Below are 21115 nucleotides of genomic sequence, written 5' to 3' on the forward strand. Positions count from 1 at the left end.
GTCAAACACGCCACGAAAAGGGCCAAAAAGGAACAAACAAAGAGAAAAGGTTCAGAGGAGGTTCCTCTTCTTCTTCCACTTGTGGGACCAGCGGTACTTCCTCATGCGCCTGCTCCTGCCGAAGCCGCACGAGGCACAGTAGCCCTTCCTTATGTTGTATGACCTCTTGCCGCACCTGCGGCACTTTATGTGAGTTGGAGTGTGGTTCCTCCTGCCCTTTGGTGCAGTCCCGCTTCCCATAGTATCACCCCACTAACTCTCGGCTCACTAAAGTTCACTCAACACCAACATCAACCGGGGAAATCGCCAGGACGTTGTCTCCCCTGATAACGATTTTACCGTACTTCTTAACGACCTCGCCGTCCTGAATCATCTCGGCACCGGCGAGGACGATGTTCAGGTGAATGTCGTAACCGATGAGCTTGCCCCTGAACTCGAACCCCTTCTTCAGGATGACGAGCACGTCCTTGTCGAGGGACCTGTGGATAACATCAAGTGGTCTTTCCGCCATTTTCACACACCTCCCAAATAATCAAAGTTCATAGCGATAACGAGGTATTCGGTTTATAACTCTTTCCCCTTGCCCATCTTAACGATTAGACGAACGACCGCCCAAAAGGTTTTTATGAAAATCCCTTACTTGACTTTCAGGTGGTGAGCATGGCCGATAAGTATGAGATTCTTCAGGACCTCATGAGGAGGAGAGGCTTCGCTTGGGGCAGCTTTGAAATCTACGGTGGTGCGAGAGGTTTTTACGATTATGGCCCACTCGGTGCGACTATCAAGAGGAAGATAGAGCAGAAGATAAGGGAGGCCTTCCAGAGGGAGGGCTTCTTCGAGCTCGAAACGCCCGACATAACCCCAGAAAAGGTTTTCATAGCAAGCGGCCACGTGGAGAAGTTCGTTGACCCACTCGTGGAGTGTAAGAAGTGCGGCGCGCGCTTCAGGGCCGACCACCTAGTTGAAGATGCTTTAGACATAGACACCGAGGGGATGAGTGCCGACCATTTGACCCAGCTTATAAGGAATCACGACATAAAATGCCCCGAGTGCGGCGGCGAGCTCAGCGACGTCTGGTACTTCAACCTCATGTTCGAGACGAAGATAGGCCCCTACGGCGACCAGAAGGGTTACCTAAGGCCAGAAACGGCCCAGGGCATCTTCGTGAACTTCAGACGCTTAAACGCTTTCGCAAGGAACAAGCTTCCCTTCGGTGTGTTCCAGATCGGGAAGGCCTACCGTAATGAGATCTCACCTAGGCAGGGAATGCTCCGCCTGAGGGAGTTCACGCAGGCTGAGGCGGAGATATTCTTCAACCCGAATGAGACTGAACATCCGCACTTCGACGAGGTCAAGGACGAGGTGCTAAGGCTCTATCCGATAGAGAACCAGCTCAAGAACCTCGGCGAGATTGAGATAACTGCAGAAGAGGCTGTAAAGAGAGGCTACATCATGAACACCTTCTTCGCCTACTACATGGTCATGGTCAAGCGCGTTCTCCTCGACATAGGCATTCCCGAGAGTGCCATACGCTTCCGCCAGCAGCTGCCCGAGGAAAGGGCCCACTACTCCAGCGACACATGGGATGTGGAGATACACAGCGAGCGCTTCGGCTGGGTGGAGTGCGTCGGCGTAGCCTACCGTGGGGATTATGACCTCAGCAAGCACATGAAGATGAGCGGGGCAGATTTAACCGTCCTCATCCACTACGACGAGCCGAAGATAGTCAAACGCCTGATTGTCAGCCTCAACATGAAGCGCGTTGGACCGAAGCTCAAGGGCGACGCCAAGAGGATAAACGAGAAGCTCAAGGCGATGAGCCAGGAGGAGCTCGAAAAGATAGTCAAGAGCCTCAACGAGACCGGTAAAGCCATCATAGACGGCTACGAGCTTGAGAAGGACGACTTCATAATCAAAGAAGTCGAGGAGAAGATAACGGGCGAGAAAATAGTGCCCCACGTCCTTGAGCCGAGCTTTGGAATAGACAGGCCCTTCTACCTGCTCCTCGAGAACTCCCTCGTCATAGAGGAGGACAGAACATACCTGAAGCTCAAGAAGGACATGGCGCCCATAGAAGTCGCCGTTCTGCCGCTCGTTGCGAAGGAACCTCTGAAGAGCATAGCCTACGATGTGTTCAGAAAGCTCCAGAAGGCGGGCTTCATAGCGGTGTACGACGAGAAGGACACGATAGGAAGGCGCTACATTAGGTACGACGAGATTGGAACGCCCTACTGCGTCACGATAGACAACCAGACGCCGGAGGATGGCACGGTAACGATTAGGGACCGCGACACGAGGGAGCAGATGAGGGTGAAGATAGAGGAGCTTCCAGAAAAGCTGAGGGAGCTGATTTTCGGGGAGTGAGCTCTTCCTTTTCTCAACCTCTTTTGGTGTCCCTCATGAAAATCCACCTCATCTACCGCCGTGTCCCGAACCGCGTCCTGGAGCGGTGCGACGAGTTGATAGCAGATTTGGGCGAGGTAGTGGTTGCCAAAGCTAAGTTCGAGGGTATGCTCGCTCCTCTCAGGGTGAACGGCGTTGAGGTCATTAAGAACGGCTACACGATGGTCTACTTCGCCTTCGTTGGTGAGAACTACGACATCCTGAAAGTCTACGACGAAAACGGTGAGTTCAAAGGTCTCTACATCGACGTTCTGGCCTACACGAAGCGCGAAGGAAACACTATAGAGATGCTCGACCTGTTTCTCGACATCTTCATCTTTCCCGGCGGCGAGGCCTTTCTTCTCGACGAGGACGAGCTTGAGATGGCCCTCAACTACGGCCTGATTGACAGGGAGACTTTCGACTTTGCATACCGCATCGCGAGGGGGATACTCGAAAAGCTTAAGCGCGGTGAGTTCCCACCGAAAATAGTCTGGGAGTACGAGCTGGAGGGTCGGGAATGAAGTTCATCAGGGAAACCAAGGACGGCGTTGTAATCCTGCTTTACGTCCAGCCGAAGGCGAAGAAGAACGAGATTGAAGGCGTTGATGAGTGGCGCGGAAGGCTGAAGGTGAAAATCAAAGCCCCACCAGTGGAAGGAAAGGCGAATAAAGAGGTAGTCAAGTTCTTCTCCAAGCTGCTTGGGGCTGAGGTCGAAATAATTCGGGGCGAAACTTCTCGTGAGAAAGACCTCCTGGTTAAGGGCCTTTCCAGCAAAGAAGTCCTTAAAAAACTTGGACTCTAACGTCCAAGTCTGTTCTCTGCTCTTTTTCTCGTATCAGTGACGAACACCTTTTTTCGGAGCAACGCTTAAATCCATGAACCTTCCTTCACGCTTCGGTGATGATGATGAAGAAGCTGACACTTGCCGAGGCGAGTGCCATACTCATAGGGACTCAAATAGGGGCGGGCGTTCTGGGCCTGCCGTACGCGCTTAAGGATGCCGGCTTTGTGGGGATAGCGATTATCGCAGCGGTTGGCGTTCTTACGCTTCTCACGGCTCTCCTCGTGCTTGAGATGGCCGTCCAGAGGGGAGGAACGCTCACCTCCCTTGCGCGCGAGACGCTCGGAAAAGCGGGCGGCTGGCTCATGCTCGCGAGCATATCCGTTCTCAGCTACGGAGCGCTGATAGCATACATAGCTGGGAGCGGCGACATTCTCTCGTCCCTGTTCGGGATCAACAAAACCATCTGTGCCGTTGCCTTCTGGCTGGTTATGAGTGCCATTGTACTGATGGGCCTCAAGGCATCTGGAGAGGCCGAGCTGATGCTCAACTTCCTCCTGCTCGGTGCTTTGGCCCTGGCCGTTATCCTGATGCTTCCAAAAGTCAACGTCGAGAACATGGCAACAGTCGATGTCTCGGCGGCTGTTGCTGGGATAGGCGTTGCCATCTTCGCCTACGTCAGCCACATGGTTGTGCCCGAGATGTACAAGGGACTAGGCAGTGCCGAGGAGACCAAGAAAGCCGTCCTCATAGGCTACCTAGTGCCTATGGCCTTCTACGCTCTCTTCGTCCTCGCCTTCGTTGGTGCGCTCGGCGGGAACACCCCTCAGCTGGCCACATCGGCTCTCGAAGACTACTATGGTGGCTTAGGCAAGGTGCTCGGTCTTATCCTCCCGCTTGCGGCGATAAGCACGAGCTACATAGGGATAGGCTTTGCCCAGATGGACAACCTCCGCGAGGCGTTTAAGCTTGACAAGAGAAGCGCGTGGCTCCTGACGGTGGTTCCACCCCTGCTGATATACTTCGCAGGGCTGAAGAGCTTTGTAAGTGCCCTCTGGCTCGCTGGAACCTTCGGCGGCCTCCTTTACGCTGGAATCTTGCCCGTGGCTATGTATCTTAAAACGGGAAAGGTTTACCCACCGAAGTGTGTGAGGATTCCACACGGCGTTGCCTACCTTACCGGGGCGATTTTCTTCTTGGTTTTCCTATACTCCGTGGCGTCGCTGGTCTGAGCTTTCTTTATTTCAATTCCTTCAGTGGTTCCTAGCTGAACCTTAACAGAAGCGTTATCAGTCTGGCAAAGATGAAAAGATAAAAGCTCACTTCAAAATCCCGAGGCTCTGGTTCGTCTTTCTTATGCTCTCCCACTTGTCGGCCAGCTCGAACATGGCCCTTATGGCGTCGATGTTCTCAGGAACCACGTCGCTCTCCTGGTGGACAGCCTGTATGTAGAAGAGCCTGTTTCCGCGGACGCTTATGCTCTCCTTCCAGACGGCTATCTCGTAGAGGTTGTTCCACTCCCTGTGCAGGTCGCGGGCGAACTCTATGAGCTGCGCGGTGCTCTCAAAGCCCCTCTCCTTCTCGAAGAGCAGAACGCGCGTGGTGTTCTCGAAGATGTCTATGACGTCCTTTGCTTCCAGCGGCTTCTTCAGCTCGACCATTATCGAGTGGACGTGCATTATCGTCGTCGGAACGACAAAAGCAGAGGTCTCGATGTTTATCGGGATGACCGTCTGCACATCTGGCCCGTGGTGCGATGGAACGGTTACGCTGGGCTTTATAGCGTTAATTGGTCCCCTTTTGATGTCGTTCGGATCAGCCGCCCTTCTAATCATCACCGCGTAGACATAGTCGATGTACTCCTGAATGGCCGAGAGGGTCCTGGTTAGGCCCGTGGTGTTACAAGAAACGACCCTGACGTAGTCCTTGCCGAGGGCCGCCTCGTAGTTGGCCTGGGCGACGAAGGAAACCTGGGCAACGCTGGCCTTCTCGCCGCCCTGGAAGATGGCCTTAACCCCTGCCTTCTCGTAAAGAACTTTGTTCTTAGCCCCCATTCCCCCGGGGGTTGCATCTACGATAACGTCAACCTTTTCGAGCAGGTCTGTGAGCGTTCCAGCGACTTCGAAGCCCGCTTTTTCAAACCTCGGAAGGAACTCCTCGCTTGCGGCATAAACCGGAATACCAAGCTCCCTTGCCCTGTAGGCCTCAAAGTCGGGCTTCGTCTTCGTTACACCGATGAGCTCCATGTCGTCCTGCTTCATCACGGCGTAAGCGACGCGCTTTCCTATGGTTCCGTAGCCGTTAATTCCCACCTTAACCTTCATGCCACCACCAACCATTTTATACCCATGAAATACTTAAGCGTTGCTTTCACTCCTGGTGAAAAACAACGTCGAGAAAGAAATTTTTGACATATAAATGGAAAACTTCCCCCGCTGGGATTATAAGGGGGACCTCAAAATATCCAGCGGTGGTGGCATGTTCGCCGAAATCCTGACCATAGGAGACGAGCTCCTCACCGGGAACACCGTGGACAGCAACTCGGCCTTCATAGCCCAGAAGCTCACCGAGAGGGGCTACTGGGTGAGAAGGAAGACCACCGTTGGCGATGACGTCGAGGAGATAAAATCGGTTATCCACGAAATACTCTCAAGAAAGCCCGATGTGCTGATTATTTCTGGTGGATTGGGACCGACCCACGACGACGTTACGATACTGGCCGTCGCCGAGGCCCTCGGGAAGAAGCTAACCCTTTGTGAGTCCTGCCTTGAAAGGATTAAGGCCTTCTATGAGCGCCTTTATAAGGAAGGCTACATCGACGACCCCGAGCTAAATGAGGGAAGGAAAAAGATGGCCTACCTTCCGGAAGGGGCCGTTCCCCTGGAGAACACCGAGGGAGCCGCACCTGGGGCGTTCATAGAGCACGGGGGCGTTAAGATTTTCGTTCTCCCGGGAATGCCGCGTGAGATGAAGGCGATGCTCGAGAGGGAAGTCCTCCCAAGGCTCGGTGAGAGGAAGTTTATCCAGAGGAAGCTTCTGGCAGAGATAACCGATGAGTCGAAGCTTGCCCCGATTCTGACTGAGGCCGTAGAGCGCTTCAAGGTAAGAATACACTCCTCGCCCAAGGGCTTTGGCAAATACATTGGGGTAATAATCTTCGGCGAGGGCGAGGAGGAGATAGAGAAGGCCAAGGCCTTCATGGAGGAAAGGGGCATTCGCTTTGAAGAGGGCTGGTAGCGAAAGTGTGATAAGGATAAACGGGCAATTCCATCGGGTTCAAATCCAGCCGAAGAGGAATCAACTGTTGTCGTGGTGTGAGCCATGCTTCCCCCAGAAATTCGCTCCATCCTCGAAGAGATGCGCGCCGAGCGCATAAGGGGCGCGAGCTATCTGGCTAGGAGAGGTGCAGAGGCATACATAAAGCTCGCTGAGCTTTTAAGCGGCGAAGAGCTCAGAAAAGCGCTCGAAGAGATGAGGGAAGAAATTCCAGCGGTGAACAGGACGATGGCCTCGCTTTACAACCTCAGCAGGTTCATTCCAATCACGGATAACTCCGAGCTCGTTAGGGCCAAGGCCGAGGAGTTCATAAAGCTGAGCGAAGAAGCCAGGAGGGAAATCGGCAACATAGGCAGCGAGCTGATAGATGAGAATGAGGTAATCATAACACACTCCTTCTCCTCCGCCGTGCTGGAGATTTTCAAGGCTGCCAAGAAGAAGGGCAAGCGCTTCAGGGTCATCCTGACGGAAAGCGCGCCCGACTACGAGGGACTGGCGCTGGCGAGAGAATTGGAAAGCCTAGGGATTCCCTTCGAGATCATCACTGATGCCCAGATCGGCCTCTTTGCGGGAAAGGCAACCTTAGCTTTAGTCGGGGCCGACAACGTGACGGGGGATGGGGCTGTAATCAACAAGGCGGGGACTTATCTCTTGGCCCTCGCCTGCCACGACAATGGCGTTCCGTTCTACGTCGCGGCCGAGAGCTTCAAGCTCCATCCAGAACTGACCTCCGATGAGGTAGAAATCGTTGAAAGGAAGTTCAAGAGGAATCACCTTCTGATTCGGGGCTACCTCTTTGACATCACGCCCTGGCGCTACGTTCGCGGGATAATAACGGAGCTGGGAATCCTGGTGCCTCCTAAGGAGCTTTAGCTTTTTTGCCCCCCAATTTCCAGAAAAGGCAGAAAAGGATATGAAAAGGGCAGAAAGGAAATCACTCCTGGTGGGCGAGCCATAGGAGCACGCCCTTGACGAACGGCCAGTTGGTGTTGATGTAGTTGCCGTAGTAGGCGTCGCTTATGGCCTTGCTTGAGCCGTAGGCAACTATCCTGCCGCTTCCGACTTCTACAGCTGCAGCGATGATTGGCTTGGAGCCCTTCTCGTAAATGATGTTTCCGCCCTTGTCCACTGAATAGGACCTCTTTGCTCATGAGAGCGGCTTTCCTGATGTGAACCATGGGAAGTAGTAGGCCATTCTGTAGGGGTTCTGCTGGATTAGGCTTGTTCACAGTGTACGTTAAAGGGCCTTTCATCGTCTATAGTGTTCATTGATTTTCGCAAACAATAAAACCTGCCCGGGCAATATTTAGGAGGTGATTCCATGTCGATAACCACAAAGACCGGCGACAAGGGTTTAACGGGTCTTTTTACCGGGGACCGCGTTGCCAAGTACTCACCGATAATGGAAGCGAACGGCAACATTGACGAGCTGAGCAGCTTTCTGGGCGAGGCCAAACACTATGTGCCCGAAGAGATGGCAGAGATACTCGAAAAAATCCAGGTCGAGCTTTACTCGCTCATGGCCGAGATAGCAAGCAAGGGTAAGTACAAGAAGGTCGGAGAAGAGGAGGTCAAGTGGATGGAAGAGCTCATACAGAGGTACGAAGAGGAGGTTCAGCTGAAGGCTTTCGTCCTGCCGGGTTCCACGATAGCGAGCGCCAAACTCGACGTGTGCAGGGCCATAGCCAGGAGGGCTGAGAGGGCCGTTGCGCGGCTCGTTCTCGACTACGGCTTTGGAAACGACGCCCTCAAGTACCTCAACAGACTCAGCGATTTGCTCTTCATAATGGCGCGCGCGATAGAAAAGAGGGAGGGAAAGATAAAAGAGGTCAAGTAGCAGGCACGACAGTTGATTCTGTCCTTTCTCTTTTCCTAGTTCCTTCCAGCACTTCCCTGTATCTGACGAAGTAGTATACTGTAACGCCTGTCCAGAGTGCCCATGCCACCAGCATTATCTCCCAAGCTTCGAACCGTTCGAGGGCCCCTCCCACTATCGCCATTCCCACGGGCATCATCCCGCCAATCAGCAGGTCGAAGACTGAAAACACCCTTCCCCTAAGTTCACTCGGGATGGCCTTCTGGATCTTGGTCATTATTGGGATGTTTATGAGGGCGTTGAAGATTCCCCAGAGGACGTTCAGGGCTATGAAAATCTGGAAGAGAATCTTTGCGTCAAAGCCCACAAATGGAGAGATCAGAATTGCCTGTAGGATGGTAAGCCCCATCTGCACGAATAGTGAGTGGAAGAGCAGTCCTTCCACCATGTTCCTGAGCTTCGCCATTATGAGGACATTGCCTAGGAGCATGCCCACCATAAATGCAGTCTCCAAGAGGCCGAACCACTGGGCGGAGAACTCCAGCTGTACTCTGTAGACGTATGGGAGCAGCACCATGAATATCGGATTGAGGAGGAAGTTTATCAGGAGGGCGTAGGAGAGTATCACCTTCAGGAACCTGCTGGAGCGAAGGAATGCAAACCCCTCTTTCATGTCCCCCAAAATTTGACCAAGGGCCCCAAGAGGCTTTTTCTCCCAGTGATACTCTATGAAGGCCTCGAAGAGTCCCGAACCGAAGAAGCTGACAGCGTTTATGAGAATGGCCAGCCTTATTCCGCCGAAGGCATAGATTATTCCGCCGAGTACAGGGCCGGCTATCCTGGCAACGACGCCAAAGGTCTGAAGGAGCGAATTAGCGCTGGCGAGCTCTTCTTCTGGGACTAAATCCGGATACATGGCACCAGTTCCAGCCGAAAAGAAGGTTCCCATGATGCTCATTAGGACCTGAACGGCGAGAAGGCTCCTCAGGTCGAGCAGGCTAAATGCTATAACGCCAAAGAGCAGGGCCCCCCTCAGGATGTCGAACCACACCATCATGGCCTTTCTGTTGTAGCGGTCACCTATCACACCGGCTATCGGCGAGAGGATTACCCTCGGGACTATTTCGGCTATTATGAAGACGCTCATCATTGCCCCGCTGTGGGTCTGGTCAAGCACGTAGAGGGGCAGAGCGACATCCTGAACTGCCCAGCCTAGCTGAGAGATGAACCTTCCAACCGCGAAGAGCCAGAAGTTTCGGTTAAACCTCACGCTTTCACCGCCTCTCTATGGGCTGTCCCTATTAAAAAGAAAGCTCAGAGAAGCTCGACGGTTATCGAGCCATTGACCGTGTGTATTTTCACCTCGTATTCACCCGTGCCTATCACGGGCTCGTCGAGGTTGACCAGGTGAACACTCCCGTTCACGCGCTTCACGCTTATCCTAGCATCGCAGAACTCGGTGAGGTATAGCCTAACGCTTCCGTTTACAGTACTTATTTCTGCGTCTTCTTCAAGCTCTTCAATAGTTATCTCCATCCTGCCATTGACTGTGGAAGCTTTGAGCGGGCCCGCACTCGTGAAATGGGCCTTAATAGGGCCGTTAACGGAGCTTATCGTTCCAGCAATACAGTTTTTAAGTTCCATCTTTCCATTTACAACGGTGACGTTCTCGAACCCAACGCCCTCAGCTGTAATTTCCCCGTTTACCATCTTGGCAGTCACCACGGCCTTTTTCGGAATCTTCACCTCTATCTCCGCCCAGCCGTCCGAGGACTTCTGGAAAATACCCAGGACCCTCTTCCCCGTGGGCTTTTCCTTGATGACGAGCTTGCTTCCCCTCTGCTCCGCTTCCACTTCGACCTCGCCGTGGGGAGTATAGCTGACCTCCGCGTAGTCTTCATCCCAGGCTTCGAGCCTTACCTTTCCGTTCACGGCCTTGATATCGACTTCCTTAACGTTCTCGAATCTCATCAGAGCACCCCCTTCAAAAGGGAAGGGCTGAAATCGAAGAGCGGCCTTTCGTGGCCAGTTTTTGCATCATTTCCACTGGGGCTTTCAGCGCTGCAGTCCCTCACTATCACCACTGCTGTCTTCATTCCACTCACCCCAGGTACTCCATCAGCTCGTCGAGAAGCTCCTTCACGCGCCTGCTCAGCCTCGCCCTGTCTATTCCAAGGCCCTCTATCAGCTCGGCGCTCTGCTCCTCGACTATCTCCTTGGCCTTCCCCATGACGAGCCTGTATGCATCTTGGCTCTCGATGGTGTGGCTCTTTCCACCGACCCTTATGCGGACTTTTCCATCCCGAGCGGAGATCACAACGTCCTCGATGCGTATCTTCGCCCTGCCCCTGCCGACGGTTATCGAGACGTCCCCGGAACGGAGTGAAACGTGATCCCTTCCGATGGCGAGGCTTTCGCTCCCGCTCCTGTAAAGAACCCTCTCGCCCTCGACTTCTATGGAGTAGTCCTCGGTTTCAATCCTCAACCTGTTCCCAACCTTCGTGAGCTGGAATCCGTTGGTGAGCTCCCTTATGGTGAGCATCTCGCTTGGCGGCTTCTCGGGATGTCCCTCCCGGAACCTCATCGGCCCTATCTTGACCTCCTCGCCCGCCGGGGTCTCGATGACCTCTATGAAGGGCAGCTTGACGTACTCGAAGCCCTCTCCCTCGTAGACCTTGATGAAGCCGAGGTCAACCACGGTGTTCCTTTTGGAGCCCTTATACATCCTGTCCGGGTTTATCAGCTCGCTGGCCCTCTCCACGAAGGCTGGATCTGGGGAGGTCTTCTTTCCGGCGATGTTGGCAGAAGTCCAGACCGCTACCGGTGGCAGGAGCCTTTTCCTAACAACGCCGAGAGGAGTTTCCGCTTCAACGGTGACTTCTCCCTCTATGACCCACCCGACTTTTTTCCTTCCGAACCTTATGGGGTACGCTTTACCGCTCCCGGTGAGCTTTACGTCGTCAAAATCAACGCCACCGAATTCGTAGGCGCTTTTCTCAACCTTTATATCGAGCCGCTTTTCGTCGAATTTAGCCATAAGGAGACCGGCTATTACCAACACAACTGCGTAGGCGAAGGCTGTCCCAGCATAACCGCTGAGCTCCTTGGACATGCCGAGCCACTTCCCGAAGAACAGGAATACGCTCGTCCAGAAGGCACCTTTGGCCAGGGCAAAGATTACCCCGCTCACCGTCACTCCAAACCATTTACCAACGCTCAGCAGCTCAAAGGCAAATATGAGGGTGATTACCGCGTAAACTAAGTAGTCGTTGTAGGCTTCCAGCATCAGCGGTCCCTTGAAGAGCCAGACGAGAAGCAGAACAGCCGTAAGACCCTTCAGGTACTCGGCGAGCTTAAACCTAGGACTCTCATGTGTCACCACACGATATTTCCACTCAAAACTCATTCTTCCACCTCCTCCAGGGCAGTAATTATCTCAAGCAAACGCAAAAACAAACGGCCGTCAGGCGTTATCTCGTACTTGTCACCCTTTCTGACCATTCTCGTTTTGACGAGAAGTTTGAGATGATGACTTACCGTTGGGCTCTCCACGCCAAGGGCTTCCTTTATCTCCTTGAAGCCCATCGGCTTCTCGGAGAGCATCTTGAGTATCCTTATCCTGTCCGGGTTGGCGAGGGCTTTGAGCGTCCTCGCTGCCTTCTCTTCGTCAAGCTCTGGAAGGCTCTCGAGCTTCTTCCTGAGCCGGGCCTTTATCGAGAGCATCACCTCGTCGACGGGGTCAATGCTCTCTTCAAGCATCTCCAGCCTCTTTTTCAGCTCCTCGAGCTGAACCTTCAGATCCTCCATGCTACCACCAGGTACAGACTTTTGTAGTACAATTTTCTGTACTTGACTTGGGCAGTAGGTATATAAAAGTTTATCGGTCTCTGATGCCAAAAACGTTTTAACGCTTAGACCCCACTCTCAACCATGAACATCGCCGAGATGCTCGGGCTCATCGCTTTAGGTTACGTCCTCAAGCTGATGATTAAAGACGACAAGCCCTTTGATTACCTCCGCATTCTAGTAAACGACTTCCTCTTGGCCCTTTTCATCTTCGGCAACGTCGCGAGCAAGGATTTGGCATACCTCCTCAGCATCAAGACTGTCTTCCTCTACGTTTTCCTGGTAATCGCCCTCAGCCTTGGCCTCTCCTATGCCTATGGGAGGGTTTTCCTTAAGGACAAGAAGTGGGCTGGCGCCCTGATGGTTCTATCGGTTTATCCGAACACCGCCGCCCTGGGCTTCCCCATAGCGAGCCTCTTCCTTGACGACATAACGCCGGCCATACTCTACTCGACCACCAACTCGATGATAGTGCTTCCCATAGTCACGTTCATAGCCGCCCACTACTCCAGCGGAGGGGCATCGATAAAGAGAAGCTTCATAAAGGCCCTCAAGTTCCCCCCGACCATCGCTAACCTTATCGCTTTGGCCATCGTTATCGCGGGAATAAAGCTTCCTCCCTCACTCCTCGACCCGATAAAGACCATCGGATGGTGGAGCATCCCTCTGCTTGTCATATACTTCGGCTCCCGCATAAGCTTCAGCGGGTTCCAGGCCAAAAAGCTTCTCGAGGTCGGGGCGTTCAGGATAGCGGTGCCATTCCTGTTCGTGTTCCTCACCCTGCGCTTTGCGAACCAGAACATCTTCTACTCCGTCCTCGTCGAGGCTTCGATGCCTCCGGCCATAGCGGCCAACGCGATTTTGGCCCAGTACAAACTGAAGGCCGAGGAGGCGATAAGCGTTACATTCGTGCTGACGCTGGCGGTTATTGGCCTGTTCATGGTGCTCAAAATCTTTGGAGTCTGATTCGACCTTCCGATTAGGTTTTAAGCAGACGGAGGAATATTCTGCGGTGGTTATCATGGAGCGCGTGGTCGAGGTACTCAAAGAGATTCTGGAGATACCTTCCCCGACCGGCTACACCGTTGAGGTCATGGAGCACATAGGGAATCTCCTGCGTGAGAACGGAGTAAATACTTACTACACCAACAAAGGGGCCTTGATAGCGAGCAACCATCCAGAACCGGAGCTCGTGATAGCGGCTCACGTGGATACTCTCGGGGCGATGGTGAAGGGAATCCTTCCGGATGGACATCTCTCATTCACAAGAATCGGCGGTCTTCTTCTGCCCACCTTCGAGGGCGAGTACTGCACCATAATAACCCGCTCGGGCAAGCGCTATCGCGGAACGCTCCTCCTCAAGAACCCGAGCGTCCACGTGAACAGAGATGCCGGAAAGAAGGAGCGCAAGGAGGAGAACATGTACATAAGGCTCGATGCAGAGGTCGAGAAGAGAGAAGACACCGAAAAGCTCGGCATAAGGCCAGGCGATTTCATAGCCTTTGATGCAAAGTTTGAGTACGTGAACGGCTTCGTCAAGGCCCACTTCCTCGATGACAAGGCGAGCGTGGCCGTGCTGATAGACTTAATCCTTGACTTGGGAGCCGAAGCCCTTGAGAAGCTTCCGGTAGCGTTCTTCTTCTCGCCCTACGAAGAGGTCGGCCACGGCGGTTCGGCTGGCTATCCACCAACGATAAAGGAGCTGCTCGTTGTGGACATGGGCGTCGTCGGCGATGGCGTCGCTGGCAAAGAGACGGCCGTTTCAATAGCGGCCAAAGATTCAAGCGGCCCCTATGACTACGGCATGACGACGAAGCTGATAGAGCTGGCGGAGAAGCACGACATCCCCCACGTCATTGATGTCTTCCCCTACTACGGCTCTGACGGGAGCGCCGCCCTGAGGGCGGGCTGGGACGTCCGTGTGGCGCTCATAGGCCCTGGAGTTCACGCAAGCCACGGCATGGAGCGCACTCACGTCAAGGGGCTTAATGCGACGAAAGAGTTGATCAGAGCTTATATCGAGGAGAAGTTCGGGGTTTGAACATCTCCTTCTTTACCCTTCTGAAAGCCGACCCACAGAAATTCCTATCAGACTCCTTCTTGCGAGAAGCTACTCATTACATCGCCATCAAAGGAGAAAAATCGAGAGGGAAGCCTCACTCTAACTTAGCCCCACACCGGGCAGAACTGGCACCCTCAGGGACTACGTGGCCGTTGTGCTGACCATGCCAAGGTTCTGGAGGTGGCCGGATGGGTCCTCGACTGGCTCGACTCCCTCGAGGCCGGCATAGACGTCTACGAAAAGGAATTCTACGGGGACTGAGTTTTATTTTCTCCTTTGAGCTCTTTTATCAGCCCAACCAGCTCCCAGAGGTCGCTTACGTAGTAGTCAGCACCCTCCACCTTTCCGAAGCGGGTGACGTTGACGGCCTTCATTCCCGCGCGGTGGGCAGCCAAAACGTCATGAGTGCTGTCACCAACCACTATGGCCTCCTCCGGCTTGAGGCCCAGCGCCTTGAGGGCCTTCTCCACGAGGTAGGGATTGGGCTTAACTCCATCTAGATTGGAGTAGTCCTTGCCGTAAACAACGTCGAAGTACTTCCTCAGGCCGAAGATGTCAAGGACGAACTCTGTGCACTCCTGGGAGGCGTTGCTCACCGCGGCGAGCTTCAGGCCCATCTCCTTCAGCTCTCCCAGAGCATCAACGTCAGGGAAAGGCTTTATTCTTCCCATCTCCGCCATTTTCCTGCGGTATTCCAGGTTCACCTCGTCCACGAGCTTCCAGAACTCGACGTGATCGATCCCAAAGCGCTCGACGTAGCTCCTGGGCAACTCACCGGTCACCGTTTTTCGGTAGTTTTCGTAGTCCAGCTCTATTCCCTGCCTCCTGAGCGCGGGGAGAACCCAGTTCTCGTACCATTCGCGGTGATCATAGCCCTCATAGTAGACGAGGGTCTCATCCACGTCGAAGATTAAACCCTTAAGCATGCCTCAGCCTCCTGGACTGCTCATCACTTTACCGCGAAGCGCGGTTTCAGCCGGTTGATCCTTCTTCATCGGCGAAAGGAGTTAAGGAAAAAGGGGTTAAAAGCTTAGGGCTCAGAAGAGCTCCTCAAGCTTGACGTCTATCTTGTCGGGGTTGAACGGAAGGACGTGCCGGGTGGTCTTGGGTGAGTAAACTTCTCCCCTCTTGACGAGCTCCATGACTTCTTCCTTGCTCGGGGCCTTCCTGATGAAGACGTAGTCTATCTCGCCCTTTGCCATGTCTTCTCTAGCATCTTCCTTGAGGCCATAGTAGATGAGCTCAATCTTGCCCTCAACGCTCATCTCGTCGAGAACCTTACTCACCTTCTTCTGCTCCTCAAGGCCACCAGGAATGGCAAAGCTCTTCTCGCCGACGAGGGCAAATGCTATCTCGCCACTCTCGGCCTTCTCCTCGGCCTCTGGATCCTCGATGACTTCGAGACCCTCGGCCTTGAGCCTCTCGAGAACCTCTTCGAGGCTGCCCTTGAAGGCAGGATACCAGGTGTAGACCTTTACATCGTCGCTGAAGTAGTCGAGAATGACCGACGGGGCGCGCTTGGCGCCGAGCTTCTGAAGGCCGGCCCAGCGGTGGTGGCCGTCAACGATGAGGTACATGTCCTCGCCCGGGACCTTCGCGAGGAGCATCGGCTTCCAGAAGAGGCCGGAGCCGGTGACGCTCTCGATGAATGCCTCGAGCTCCTTCTGGACGAGCTGCTCGTGGGGCTTCATCTTGTCGAGCTCGATAAAAACGTAATCAACCTTAACCGTCGGGATGTCATACTTCGGAACCTTTTCGACTCCCATTATCGCGACCTCCTTCAGCATTAGACCTGCAGACGAAAATCGAAGTAGAAGATAAAAAGGCTTTCCTTGTTTTACTGCCAGGTTAAACCGATGATTATGCATCTCACCTGGCCCTTCCGTGAGGATTTTCCGGAACAACGGTTAAAACCTTGAGTGATGATATAACCCTGATGAGGAACGTCGCTGATTTACCTCTCCACGGTGGCCACGTTCCGCCCTGGCTGGCCCAGAGGATGAGAAGGCTCACCCGCTTAGTCCTTCTTCTGGCTGTGGATGAGTACGGGACTAAAGGTCTCTTGGAGAGGCTATCCGACCCGGTGTGGTTTCAGGCCTTCAACAACGTCATAGGCATGGACTGGGACTCCTCAGGGAGCACGACGGTAACGGCCGGGATGATAAAGGACGCCCTCTGGCGGGAGGAGCTGGGCGTTAAGGCCGCTGGTGGAAAGGGCAAGAAGAGCAGGGCAACGCCGGAGGAGCTGAAAATCATAGCCGAGATCTACGACCTCGACCCGACTCCATACGTCAGAACGTCCAGGCTAGTGGCAAAGGTCGACACCGTGGCCCTCCAGACTGGCTATCAGCTGTACCACCACGTCTTCTTCCTGGACGAAGAGGGCAACTGGGCAGTGATACAGCAGGGTATGAACGAGAGGGAAAGGCTCGCGAGGCGCTTCCACTGGTTTGACGCTGAGGTCTTTACCCTCGACCCCCACAAGGGCATAGCAGGCCTTAAACGGGAGTTTGCGCTGAACACTGTCTCGAAGGAGGCCAGGGAATACCAGAAGACGCTTCTCGATATCATCCAGGAAAAGCCAGTGAAGATAGAGCGCGAGCTTGAGAGCCTCAAGGCCATAGCGAGGGGCTACCGCCCGTTGGTTTATTACAAGCCCCGCGATGTGGATGAGAAGGCCCTTATTCAGAAGTACGAAAGCCTAGGTAGGCTGGAGCTTAACAAGAGAGCCCTTGAGTTCGCCCGCGAGCTGAGCGTGAATAACTACGAGAAGCTTCTCCTCCTGAAGGGCCTCGGCCCGAGCACGCTGAGGGCTCTATCGCTCGTTCTGGAGCTTGTTTACGATGTCCACCCGTCGTGGAAGGATCCGGTAACACACCCGCCGGATCCATTCAAGTTCACCTACGCCGTTGGGGGCAAAGACAGGGTGCCGTTCCCGGTCGAGAGGAAGACCTACGACGAGTTGATAAGCTTCTTAGAACGGCTCATCGAGAAGAACCCACAGGAGAAGGCCCTCGTCCGGAACGTGACGAAGATAACGAAGAACTGGAAGTTCCCAGAGGAAGAGAAGAGGGCGACATAATAGTAGTGTGTCAAAATCAAAAATGTTAAATCTTTATGTTTTAAAATTTTTATTGGTGACTACTATGATGTGGTACACACATGCAGTTTTTGGAGCATTATTCTATTTGGTATTTGCATTTGTAGGAAAGATTCTTGGAGTCATGGAATTTAATGAAGTGTTCGTAGCAGTGGCTGCATTTGGAGCACTTTTTCCTGACATTGATCACCCAAAATCGTATATTTCAACGAAATTACCAATAGGGAATGTAGTTTCGAGATATGTTGAACATAGGGGAGCTATGCATACAATTGAAGCGGGAGTAGTTGTTTCTTTGATAGTCGGGGGGATTTTAGGGTACATTGTCGAAAATTACGTCGCAATTCTTTGGTTCTTTGTGGGGTATATGTCTCACCTTTTTGCAGATAGTTTAACAGTATCGGGCATAACTTGGTCTAAGTTTAAAGGTAAGCCCCATGTAAGATGGAAAGTCAGAACTGGAACGATCTCTGAAGGATTCGTTTTTCTCCCTACTCTTTTTATTGTAATAATCCTGTTCTTTTATCTATCTAATCCTGAAGTAAAAAACGACCTCTTGGGCTTAATCATTGCTACATCAATCTTAACCTATGCGTTAAGCGCCAAAAAAGCAAAACGGCTTTTCAGGAATCAAACAGTAGTGGCAAAGAGGTCAAAGAAAAGGAGATGATCTCTTGAAGGATCCTATTTTTGATTGGTTTGTATTTACTTTTTGTTCAAAGAAAGGGTTAAATATTTAAATTTCGAACTTTGTGTGTAAGCGAGTGCACAGCAAAATCCAATGAGTTAAAGGGGATTTCAGTTTAACAGGAGCCTTTGATTTTAAGTCCCTGTTCTTCCTGACGCCCAACGGGCGTCATACTATGAGGGACTCCTTGAGAATTAGCTTGTTTTGGATGAAATCCAACGCAAAACGCCCCTTTACAATAATGCACCATCAGAAAATCAGCAATGTTAGAAGCAGTCAAACTCTTTCCGCCAGCGCTTTGCGAAGCAAAGGGCTGTTATGGTGGGCCCGCGGGGATTCGAACCCCGGACCTCCACCTTGTAAGGGTGGCGTCATAACCATCTAGACCACGGGCCCGCCCAGAGTAAGGAAAAGGGGGAAGGTTATAAAATTTTCGAAGCTACTTCTCAACTCCCCTCCTGACCTTCACGGCCAGACCGCTCTGGAAGAGCTTGAGCTCCCTTCCGTTCAGCAGTGTCTGCCCTGTTGCCAGGAGCTCATCGTTTTTGTTCACAACCAGAACTTCGTCATAGGGCCTTATGTTCTCGTCGGCATCAATCACGAACTTCGCGAAGACGTTCTTGCCCTTCCTTGCAAATGGCTCGGCATCCTCGCTGACGACAACCCTCATCCTCGGAAACGGCAGGATTTCATGAAGCCTCTTCGCCCCCTCAATACCGAGCGTTAAAAGCCCATCCTCGGCCCTGAAGGTTGCGAGGTGCTTGCCCTTTGCCTTTATCTGCCTTGGCATCCCCGTCTTTCTCGACAGCTCGACGAAGGCGTCCTTAAAGGCCTCCCCAGCACCCTCTCCGAACTGGTACTCGGCTACGGCCATAACGTAGTTCCTGACCTCACTCTTCCCTGGTTTCTCTATCGTAAAGTCCTCCTCGCCCTCGCTCTGAGCGAAGGGGTAGCTGAGGCTTAAATACTTGGGAATCTCCCCGAATATCGGATGGTTGATTGTTTCAGGGAACTTCGCCTTAACGCGCTCTGCCCTTGCTTTGGCCCTCTGGACTATCGGCCACTTCAAAGATTCTTCGCTCACCTTGAAGAAGGCGCTTGCCTTGGTTATCGGCTCGTTCTGCTCTAAGTAATCTTGGTATTCGAGCAGTCTCCTGTAGGCCGCGTAGAGCTTCGGGTGTGAGCGGGCGCGCTCATCAACTAACCTCCAGAGTTCGCCCTCCTTGATGGCCTGCTTCACGCGGTTGAGCTCCTCCCGGATTACCCAGAGGTTGTGCAAAGCCAGAAGCCTCGTGCGCTCTTCCTTCGGCATCTCGCGGAGCTCCTGGGGGGTGTAGCGGGAACAGACGGGGCATGAGCACGGGAAGTACTCAAGCTCGCTCAGGTGCTTCGTCCCCTCAGGCGTTAGATAGCGGTCGTCCTTGGCGTAGAGGGCGTAGCTGGCAGAGTCGAAGAGGTCTATCCCCATAGCCACAGCTAAGGCGAATATCATCGGGTGGCCAGCGCCGAAGAGATGGACCGGCCTGTCGGGCCTCAGCCCCTGCTTGGAGGCTATGACAACATCAACCAGATCCTTGTAGCGGTAGCTCTCCATCAGCGGCACGACGGCGCCGATGGGATGAATCTCGAAGTTCATCTCGCTGAGCTTTTGGGCGGCATATGTTCTCAGGTCCGGATACGTTGAGCCCTGAACCGCTGCGTTCATCGCTATCCCCTTTATCTCCTCGGCCTCCTTCGCGCGCTCAAGGGTTATCCTGAGGTCTTCCTCTGCCTTCTCCCTCGGTGCGTCTGGCGGCGTAGGGATGTCAAGGAAAGTCCCGATGTCGACGCCAATCTTCTCCTGGAACTCGACTATTTCCCTGTTGGTAACGTCAACGCCGCCGTAGCGCATGAGCTGGAAGGAGCCGGAGTCGACCTCGATAATGCCGTCGTAGTCGAGGAGCCTGTGGATGCCAACCTCGAGGGCCCTCTCTCTTAGCTCTGGCGTCTTGTAGATTATGTAGGAGTTGGTGATTATCATGCCGAAGCCCATCTCCTTCAGTTCCTTCGGCGTCACTATGAGCTGCTTCGGGTTGATGACTGGCATTATGGCAGGCGTTTCTATCTTCTTCCCGTTAACTTCAAGCTTTCCAATCCTACCAGCGGCGTCTCTCGCCTTTACCTCAAACTTAAACTCGACCATCTCGCAACACCTCAAGAACCTTCGGCGGTCGGTTTAAAAGCCTAAGCTAAGAGGCCGACGAGCAGGTATGCCAGCCCACCCGCAGCCAGAGGACCGAGAATCCACCCCCGGACTATTCCAAGGAGAACCCTGACGTTTACATGCTCGCCCTTGTAAGCACTAAGCCCGCTTATGGCGCCTATTATCGCCTGGCCAGAGCTGACTGGAAGGCCCAGCAGGTTAGCGGCGCTGACCGCTAAAGAAGCCCCTAACTGCGATGAGAAGGCTGAAGTTGGCCCCAGAGGAGAGAGGTTCCTTCCAACCGTCATCATGACCTCATAGCTGAAGGTCAGCGCTCCAATGGCAAGCATGAGGGCAAGGACGACCTTGAACGGCCCATCAAAGCCCAAGCTGTCTAGTATACCTGCCACGTTGGAGAGCTCGTTTGCACCGAGGTTGAAAGCTGAGAAAGAAGCCGCCGTGAATATCAGCCACCTCTGGGTCAGCTCCAAGTTTCTGAGGCACTTTATTCTCTTCAACACCGGGGAGTAGAGACGATAGACGATTATGGCCGCAAGGGCCGCCAGGATGGGGGAGAGAACCCATGCAAGGGCTATCCTCCCAAGCGTTCCCCAGTCCACAGACAGGCCAAGCGCAAGGGAGGCACCGGTTAAAGCTCCGATGAGAGACTGAGTGGTTGAGATGGGCTTTCCCCAGAGGCTTGCAATTGTAACCGCCACCGCCGCGCTGAAGAGCACTAAACCGAGCGTCGGGACTTCCATACCTTCGGCTAACCCGCTCACCGTTCCTGAAACGCCCGAACCGCCGAGGAGGACACCCAAAGTCGTAAATATCCCGATGAGCAGCACGGCCCGCTTGAATCCGATAACTCCAGACCCAACGGCGGTTCCAACGGCCTTTGCACTGTCGTTCGCGCCTATCGCCCAGGCCATGAAGAGGGCGGCGGTTATGAGGATCATGGTCATCACGTCTATTTAGT

24 protein-coding genes and 1 tRNA gene are annotated in these 21115 nt (G+C 53.5%); 11 read left to right on the forward strand and 14 right to left on the reverse strand.

What is annotated here, in order from left to right:
• Nucleotides 1-51 precede the first annotated feature (51 nt).
• Both E3E23_RS01080 and E3E23_RS01085 read right to left on the reverse strand, forming a co-directional pair.
• Complete coding sequence (locus tag E3E23_RS01080) at nt 52-240, reverse strand: 50S ribosomal protein L37e (protein WP_167905780.1); 189 nt, start codon at nt 238-240, stop codon at nt 52-54.
• 34 nt (nt 241-274) lie between these two features.
• Complete coding sequence (locus tag E3E23_RS01085; protein ID WP_012571603.1) at nt 275-511, reverse strand: LSm family protein; 237 nt, start codon at nt 509-511, stop codon at nt 275-277.
• 149 nt (nt 512-660) lie between these two features.
• On the opposite strand from E3E23_RS01085, the gene glyS reads away from it, so the two are divergent.
• From glyS to E3E23_RS01105, 4 genes are all read left to right on the forward strand, one after another.
• On the forward strand, nt 661-2364 hold the full coding sequence (gene glyS / locus E3E23_RS01090; RefSeq protein WP_167906519.1) for a glycine--tRNA ligase: 1704 nt from the start codon (nt 661-663) through the stop codon (nt 2362-2364).
• Nucleotides 2365-2399: 35 nt separating this feature from the next.
• A complete protein-coding gene (locus tag E3E23_RS01095) occupies nt 2400-2906 on the forward strand; it encodes a DUF402 domain-containing protein (RefSeq protein WP_167905782.1) in 507 nt (168 codons plus the stop codon).
• Nucleotides 2903-3187 (forward strand): DUF167 domain-containing protein, encoded by a 285-nt coding sequence (locus E3E23_RS01100; protein WP_167905784.1) that lies wholly within the window; start codon nt 2903-2905, stop codon nt 3185-3187. The genes E3E23_RS01095 and E3E23_RS01100 overlap by 4 nt, the downstream gene beginning before the upstream one ends.
• A gap of 98 nt (nt 3188-3285) precedes the next feature.
• Nucleotides 3286-4398, forward strand: a complete 1113-nt coding sequence (locus E3E23_RS01105) for an aromatic amino acid transport family protein (RefSeq protein WP_240920728.1) — start codon at nt 3286-3288, stop codon at nt 4396-4398.
• 87 nt (nt 4399-4485) lie between these two features.
• On the opposite strand, the gene E3E23_RS01110 is transcribed toward E3E23_RS01105, so the two are convergent.
• Nucleotides 4486-5490: a phosphorylating glyceraldehyde-3-phosphate dehydrogenase gene (locus E3E23_RS01110; RefSeq protein WP_167905786.1), complete on the reverse strand. Its 1005-nt coding sequence runs from the start codon at nt 5488-5490 to the stop codon at nt 4486-4488.
• A gap of 154 nt (nt 5491-5644) precedes the next feature.
• Between E3E23_RS01110 and E3E23_RS01115 the strand changes: the two genes are divergently transcribed.
• Together E3E23_RS01115 and E3E23_RS01120 are read left to right on the forward strand one after the other, a co-directional pair.
• A complete protein-coding gene (locus E3E23_RS01115; protein WP_167905788.1) occupies nt 5645-6403 on the forward strand; it encodes a molybdopterin-binding protein in 759 nt (252 codons plus the stop codon).
• A gap of 84 nt (nt 6404-6487) precedes the next feature.
• Nucleotides 6488-7315 carry a translation initiation factor IF-2B subunit alpha gene (locus E3E23_RS01120; RefSeq protein WP_167905790.1) on the forward strand — a complete coding sequence of 276 codons (828 nt, stop codon included), beginning with the start codon at nt 6488-6490 and terminating at the stop codon, nt 7313-7315.
• A gap of 61 nt (nt 7316-7376) precedes the next feature.
• Here the strand turns inward: E3E23_RS01120 and E3E23_RS01125 are convergent, their stop codons facing one another.
• A complete protein-coding gene (locus tag E3E23_RS01125; protein WP_240920713.1) occupies nt 7377-7571 on the reverse strand; it encodes a hypothetical protein in 195 nt (64 codons plus the stop codon).
• A 192-nt stretch (nt 7572-7763) separates the two neighbouring features.
• Here E3E23_RS01125 and E3E23_RS01130 point away from each other — a divergent pair, with 192 nt between their 5' ends.
• Entirely contained in the window at nt 7764-8279 is a 516-nt protein-coding gene (locus E3E23_RS01130) for a cob(I)yrinic acid a,c-diamide adenosyltransferase (protein ID WP_167905792.1), read from the forward strand.
• Here the strand turns inward: E3E23_RS01130 and E3E23_RS01135 are convergent.
• From E3E23_RS01135 to E3E23_RS01150, 5 genes are read right to left on the reverse strand one after another with little or no spacing between them, the layout of a single operon-like run.
• Nucleotides 8272-9528: an MFS transporter gene (locus E3E23_RS01135; RefSeq protein ID WP_167905794.1), complete on the reverse strand. Its 1257-nt coding sequence runs from the start codon at nt 9526-9528 to the stop codon at nt 8272-8274. The genes E3E23_RS01130 and E3E23_RS01135 overlap by 8 nt on opposite strands.
• A gap of 44 nt (nt 9529-9572) precedes the next feature.
• Nucleotides 9573-10229, reverse strand: a complete 657-nt coding sequence (locus E3E23_RS01140; RefSeq protein ID WP_167905796.1) for a DUF4097 family beta strand repeat-containing protein — start codon at nt 10227-10229, stop codon at nt 9573-9575.
• Nucleotides 10229-10354, reverse strand: a complete 126-nt coding sequence (locus E3E23_RS10050) for a hypothetical protein (protein WP_256366221.1) — start codon at nt 10352-10354, stop codon at nt 10229-10231. The genes E3E23_RS01140 and E3E23_RS10050 overlap by 1 nt, the downstream gene beginning before the upstream one ends.
• Before the next feature lie 5 nt (nt 10355-10359).
• The gene (locus E3E23_RS01145; RefSeq protein WP_167905798.1) at nt 10360-11664 is read right to left on the reverse strand and encodes a hypothetical protein; all 1305 of its coding nucleotides are present in this window, start codon (nt 11662-11664) and stop codon (nt 10360-10362) included.
• The gene (locus E3E23_RS01150; protein ID WP_167905800.1) at nt 11661-12065 is read right to left on the reverse strand and encodes a helix-turn-helix transcriptional regulator; all 405 of its coding nucleotides are present in this window, start codon (nt 12063-12065) and stop codon (nt 11661-11663) included. Before E3E23_RS01150 ends, E3E23_RS01145 begins: the two co-directional genes overlap by 4 nt.
• A 123-nt stretch (nt 12066-12188) precedes the next feature.
• On the opposite strand from E3E23_RS01150, the gene E3E23_RS01155 reads away from it, so the two are divergent.
• Both E3E23_RS01155 and E3E23_RS01160 read left to right on the forward strand, forming a co-directional pair.
• On the forward strand, nt 12189-13070 hold the full coding sequence (locus E3E23_RS01155) for an AEC family transporter (RefSeq protein WP_167905802.1): 882 nt from the start codon (nt 12189-12191) through the stop codon (nt 13068-13070).
• Between the two features lie 55 nt (nt 13071-13125).
• Nucleotides 13126-14145 (forward strand): M42 family metallopeptidase, encoded by a 1020-nt coding sequence (locus tag E3E23_RS01160; protein ID WP_167905804.1) that lies wholly within the window; start codon nt 13126-13128, stop codon nt 14143-14145.
• 269 nt (nt 14146-14414) lie between these two features.
• On the opposite strand, the gene E3E23_RS01165 is transcribed toward E3E23_RS01160, so the two are convergent.
• Nucleotides 14415-15092, reverse strand: a complete 678-nt coding sequence (locus E3E23_RS01165; protein WP_167905806.1) for an HAD family hydrolase — start codon at nt 15090-15092, stop codon at nt 14415-14417.
• A 111-nt stretch (nt 15093-15203) separates the two neighbouring features.
• Nucleotides 15204-15932, reverse strand: coding sequence for an L-serine kinase SerK (gene serK / locus E3E23_RS01170; RefSeq protein ID WP_167905808.1), 729 nt, complete (start codon nt 15930-15932; stop codon nt 15204-15206).
• 170 nt (nt 15933-16102) lie between these two features.
• Between serK and E3E23_RS01175 the strand changes: the two genes are divergently transcribed.
• Both E3E23_RS01175 and E3E23_RS01180 read left to right on the forward strand, forming a co-directional pair.
• Nucleotides 16103-17248 carry a DUF763 domain-containing protein gene (locus E3E23_RS01175; protein WP_167905810.1) on the forward strand — a complete coding sequence of 382 codons (1146 nt, stop codon included), beginning with the start codon at nt 16103-16105 and terminating at the stop codon, nt 17246-17248.
• Between the two features lie 64 nt (nt 17249-17312).
• On the forward strand, nt 17313-17936 hold the full coding sequence (locus tag E3E23_RS01180; protein ID WP_167906523.1) for a metal-dependent hydrolase: 624 nt from the start codon (nt 17313-17315) through the stop codon (nt 17934-17936).
• A gap of 337 nt (nt 17937-18273) precedes the next feature.
• Here the strand turns inward: E3E23_RS01180 and E3E23_RS01185 are convergent.
• The 3 genes from E3E23_RS01185 to E3E23_RS01195 all read right to left on the reverse strand — a co-directional run bounded on the left by E3E23_RS01185 (nt 18274) and on the right by E3E23_RS01195 (nt 21095).
• Nucleotides 18274-18350 (reverse strand) — tRNA-Val (locus E3E23_RS01185).
• A 43-nt stretch (nt 18351-18393) separates the two neighbouring features.
• Nucleotides 18394-20136, reverse strand: coding sequence for a tRNA guanosine(15) transglycosylase TgtA (tgtA, locus tag E3E23_RS01190; RefSeq protein ID WP_167905812.1), 1743 nt, complete (start codon nt 20134-20136; stop codon nt 18394-18396).
• A 41-nt stretch (nt 20137-20177) separates the two neighbouring features.
• Nucleotides 20178-21095, reverse strand: coding sequence for an inorganic phosphate transporter (locus E3E23_RS01195; RefSeq protein WP_167906525.1), 918 nt, complete (start codon nt 21093-21095; stop codon nt 20178-20180).
• Between the last annotated feature and the right edge of the window lie 20 nt (nt 21096-21115).

Source organism: Thermococcus sp. CX2 (assembly GCF_012027555.1).
Taxonomy (GTDB): Archaea; Methanobacteriota_B; Thermococci; order Thermococcales; family Thermococcaceae; genus Thermococcus.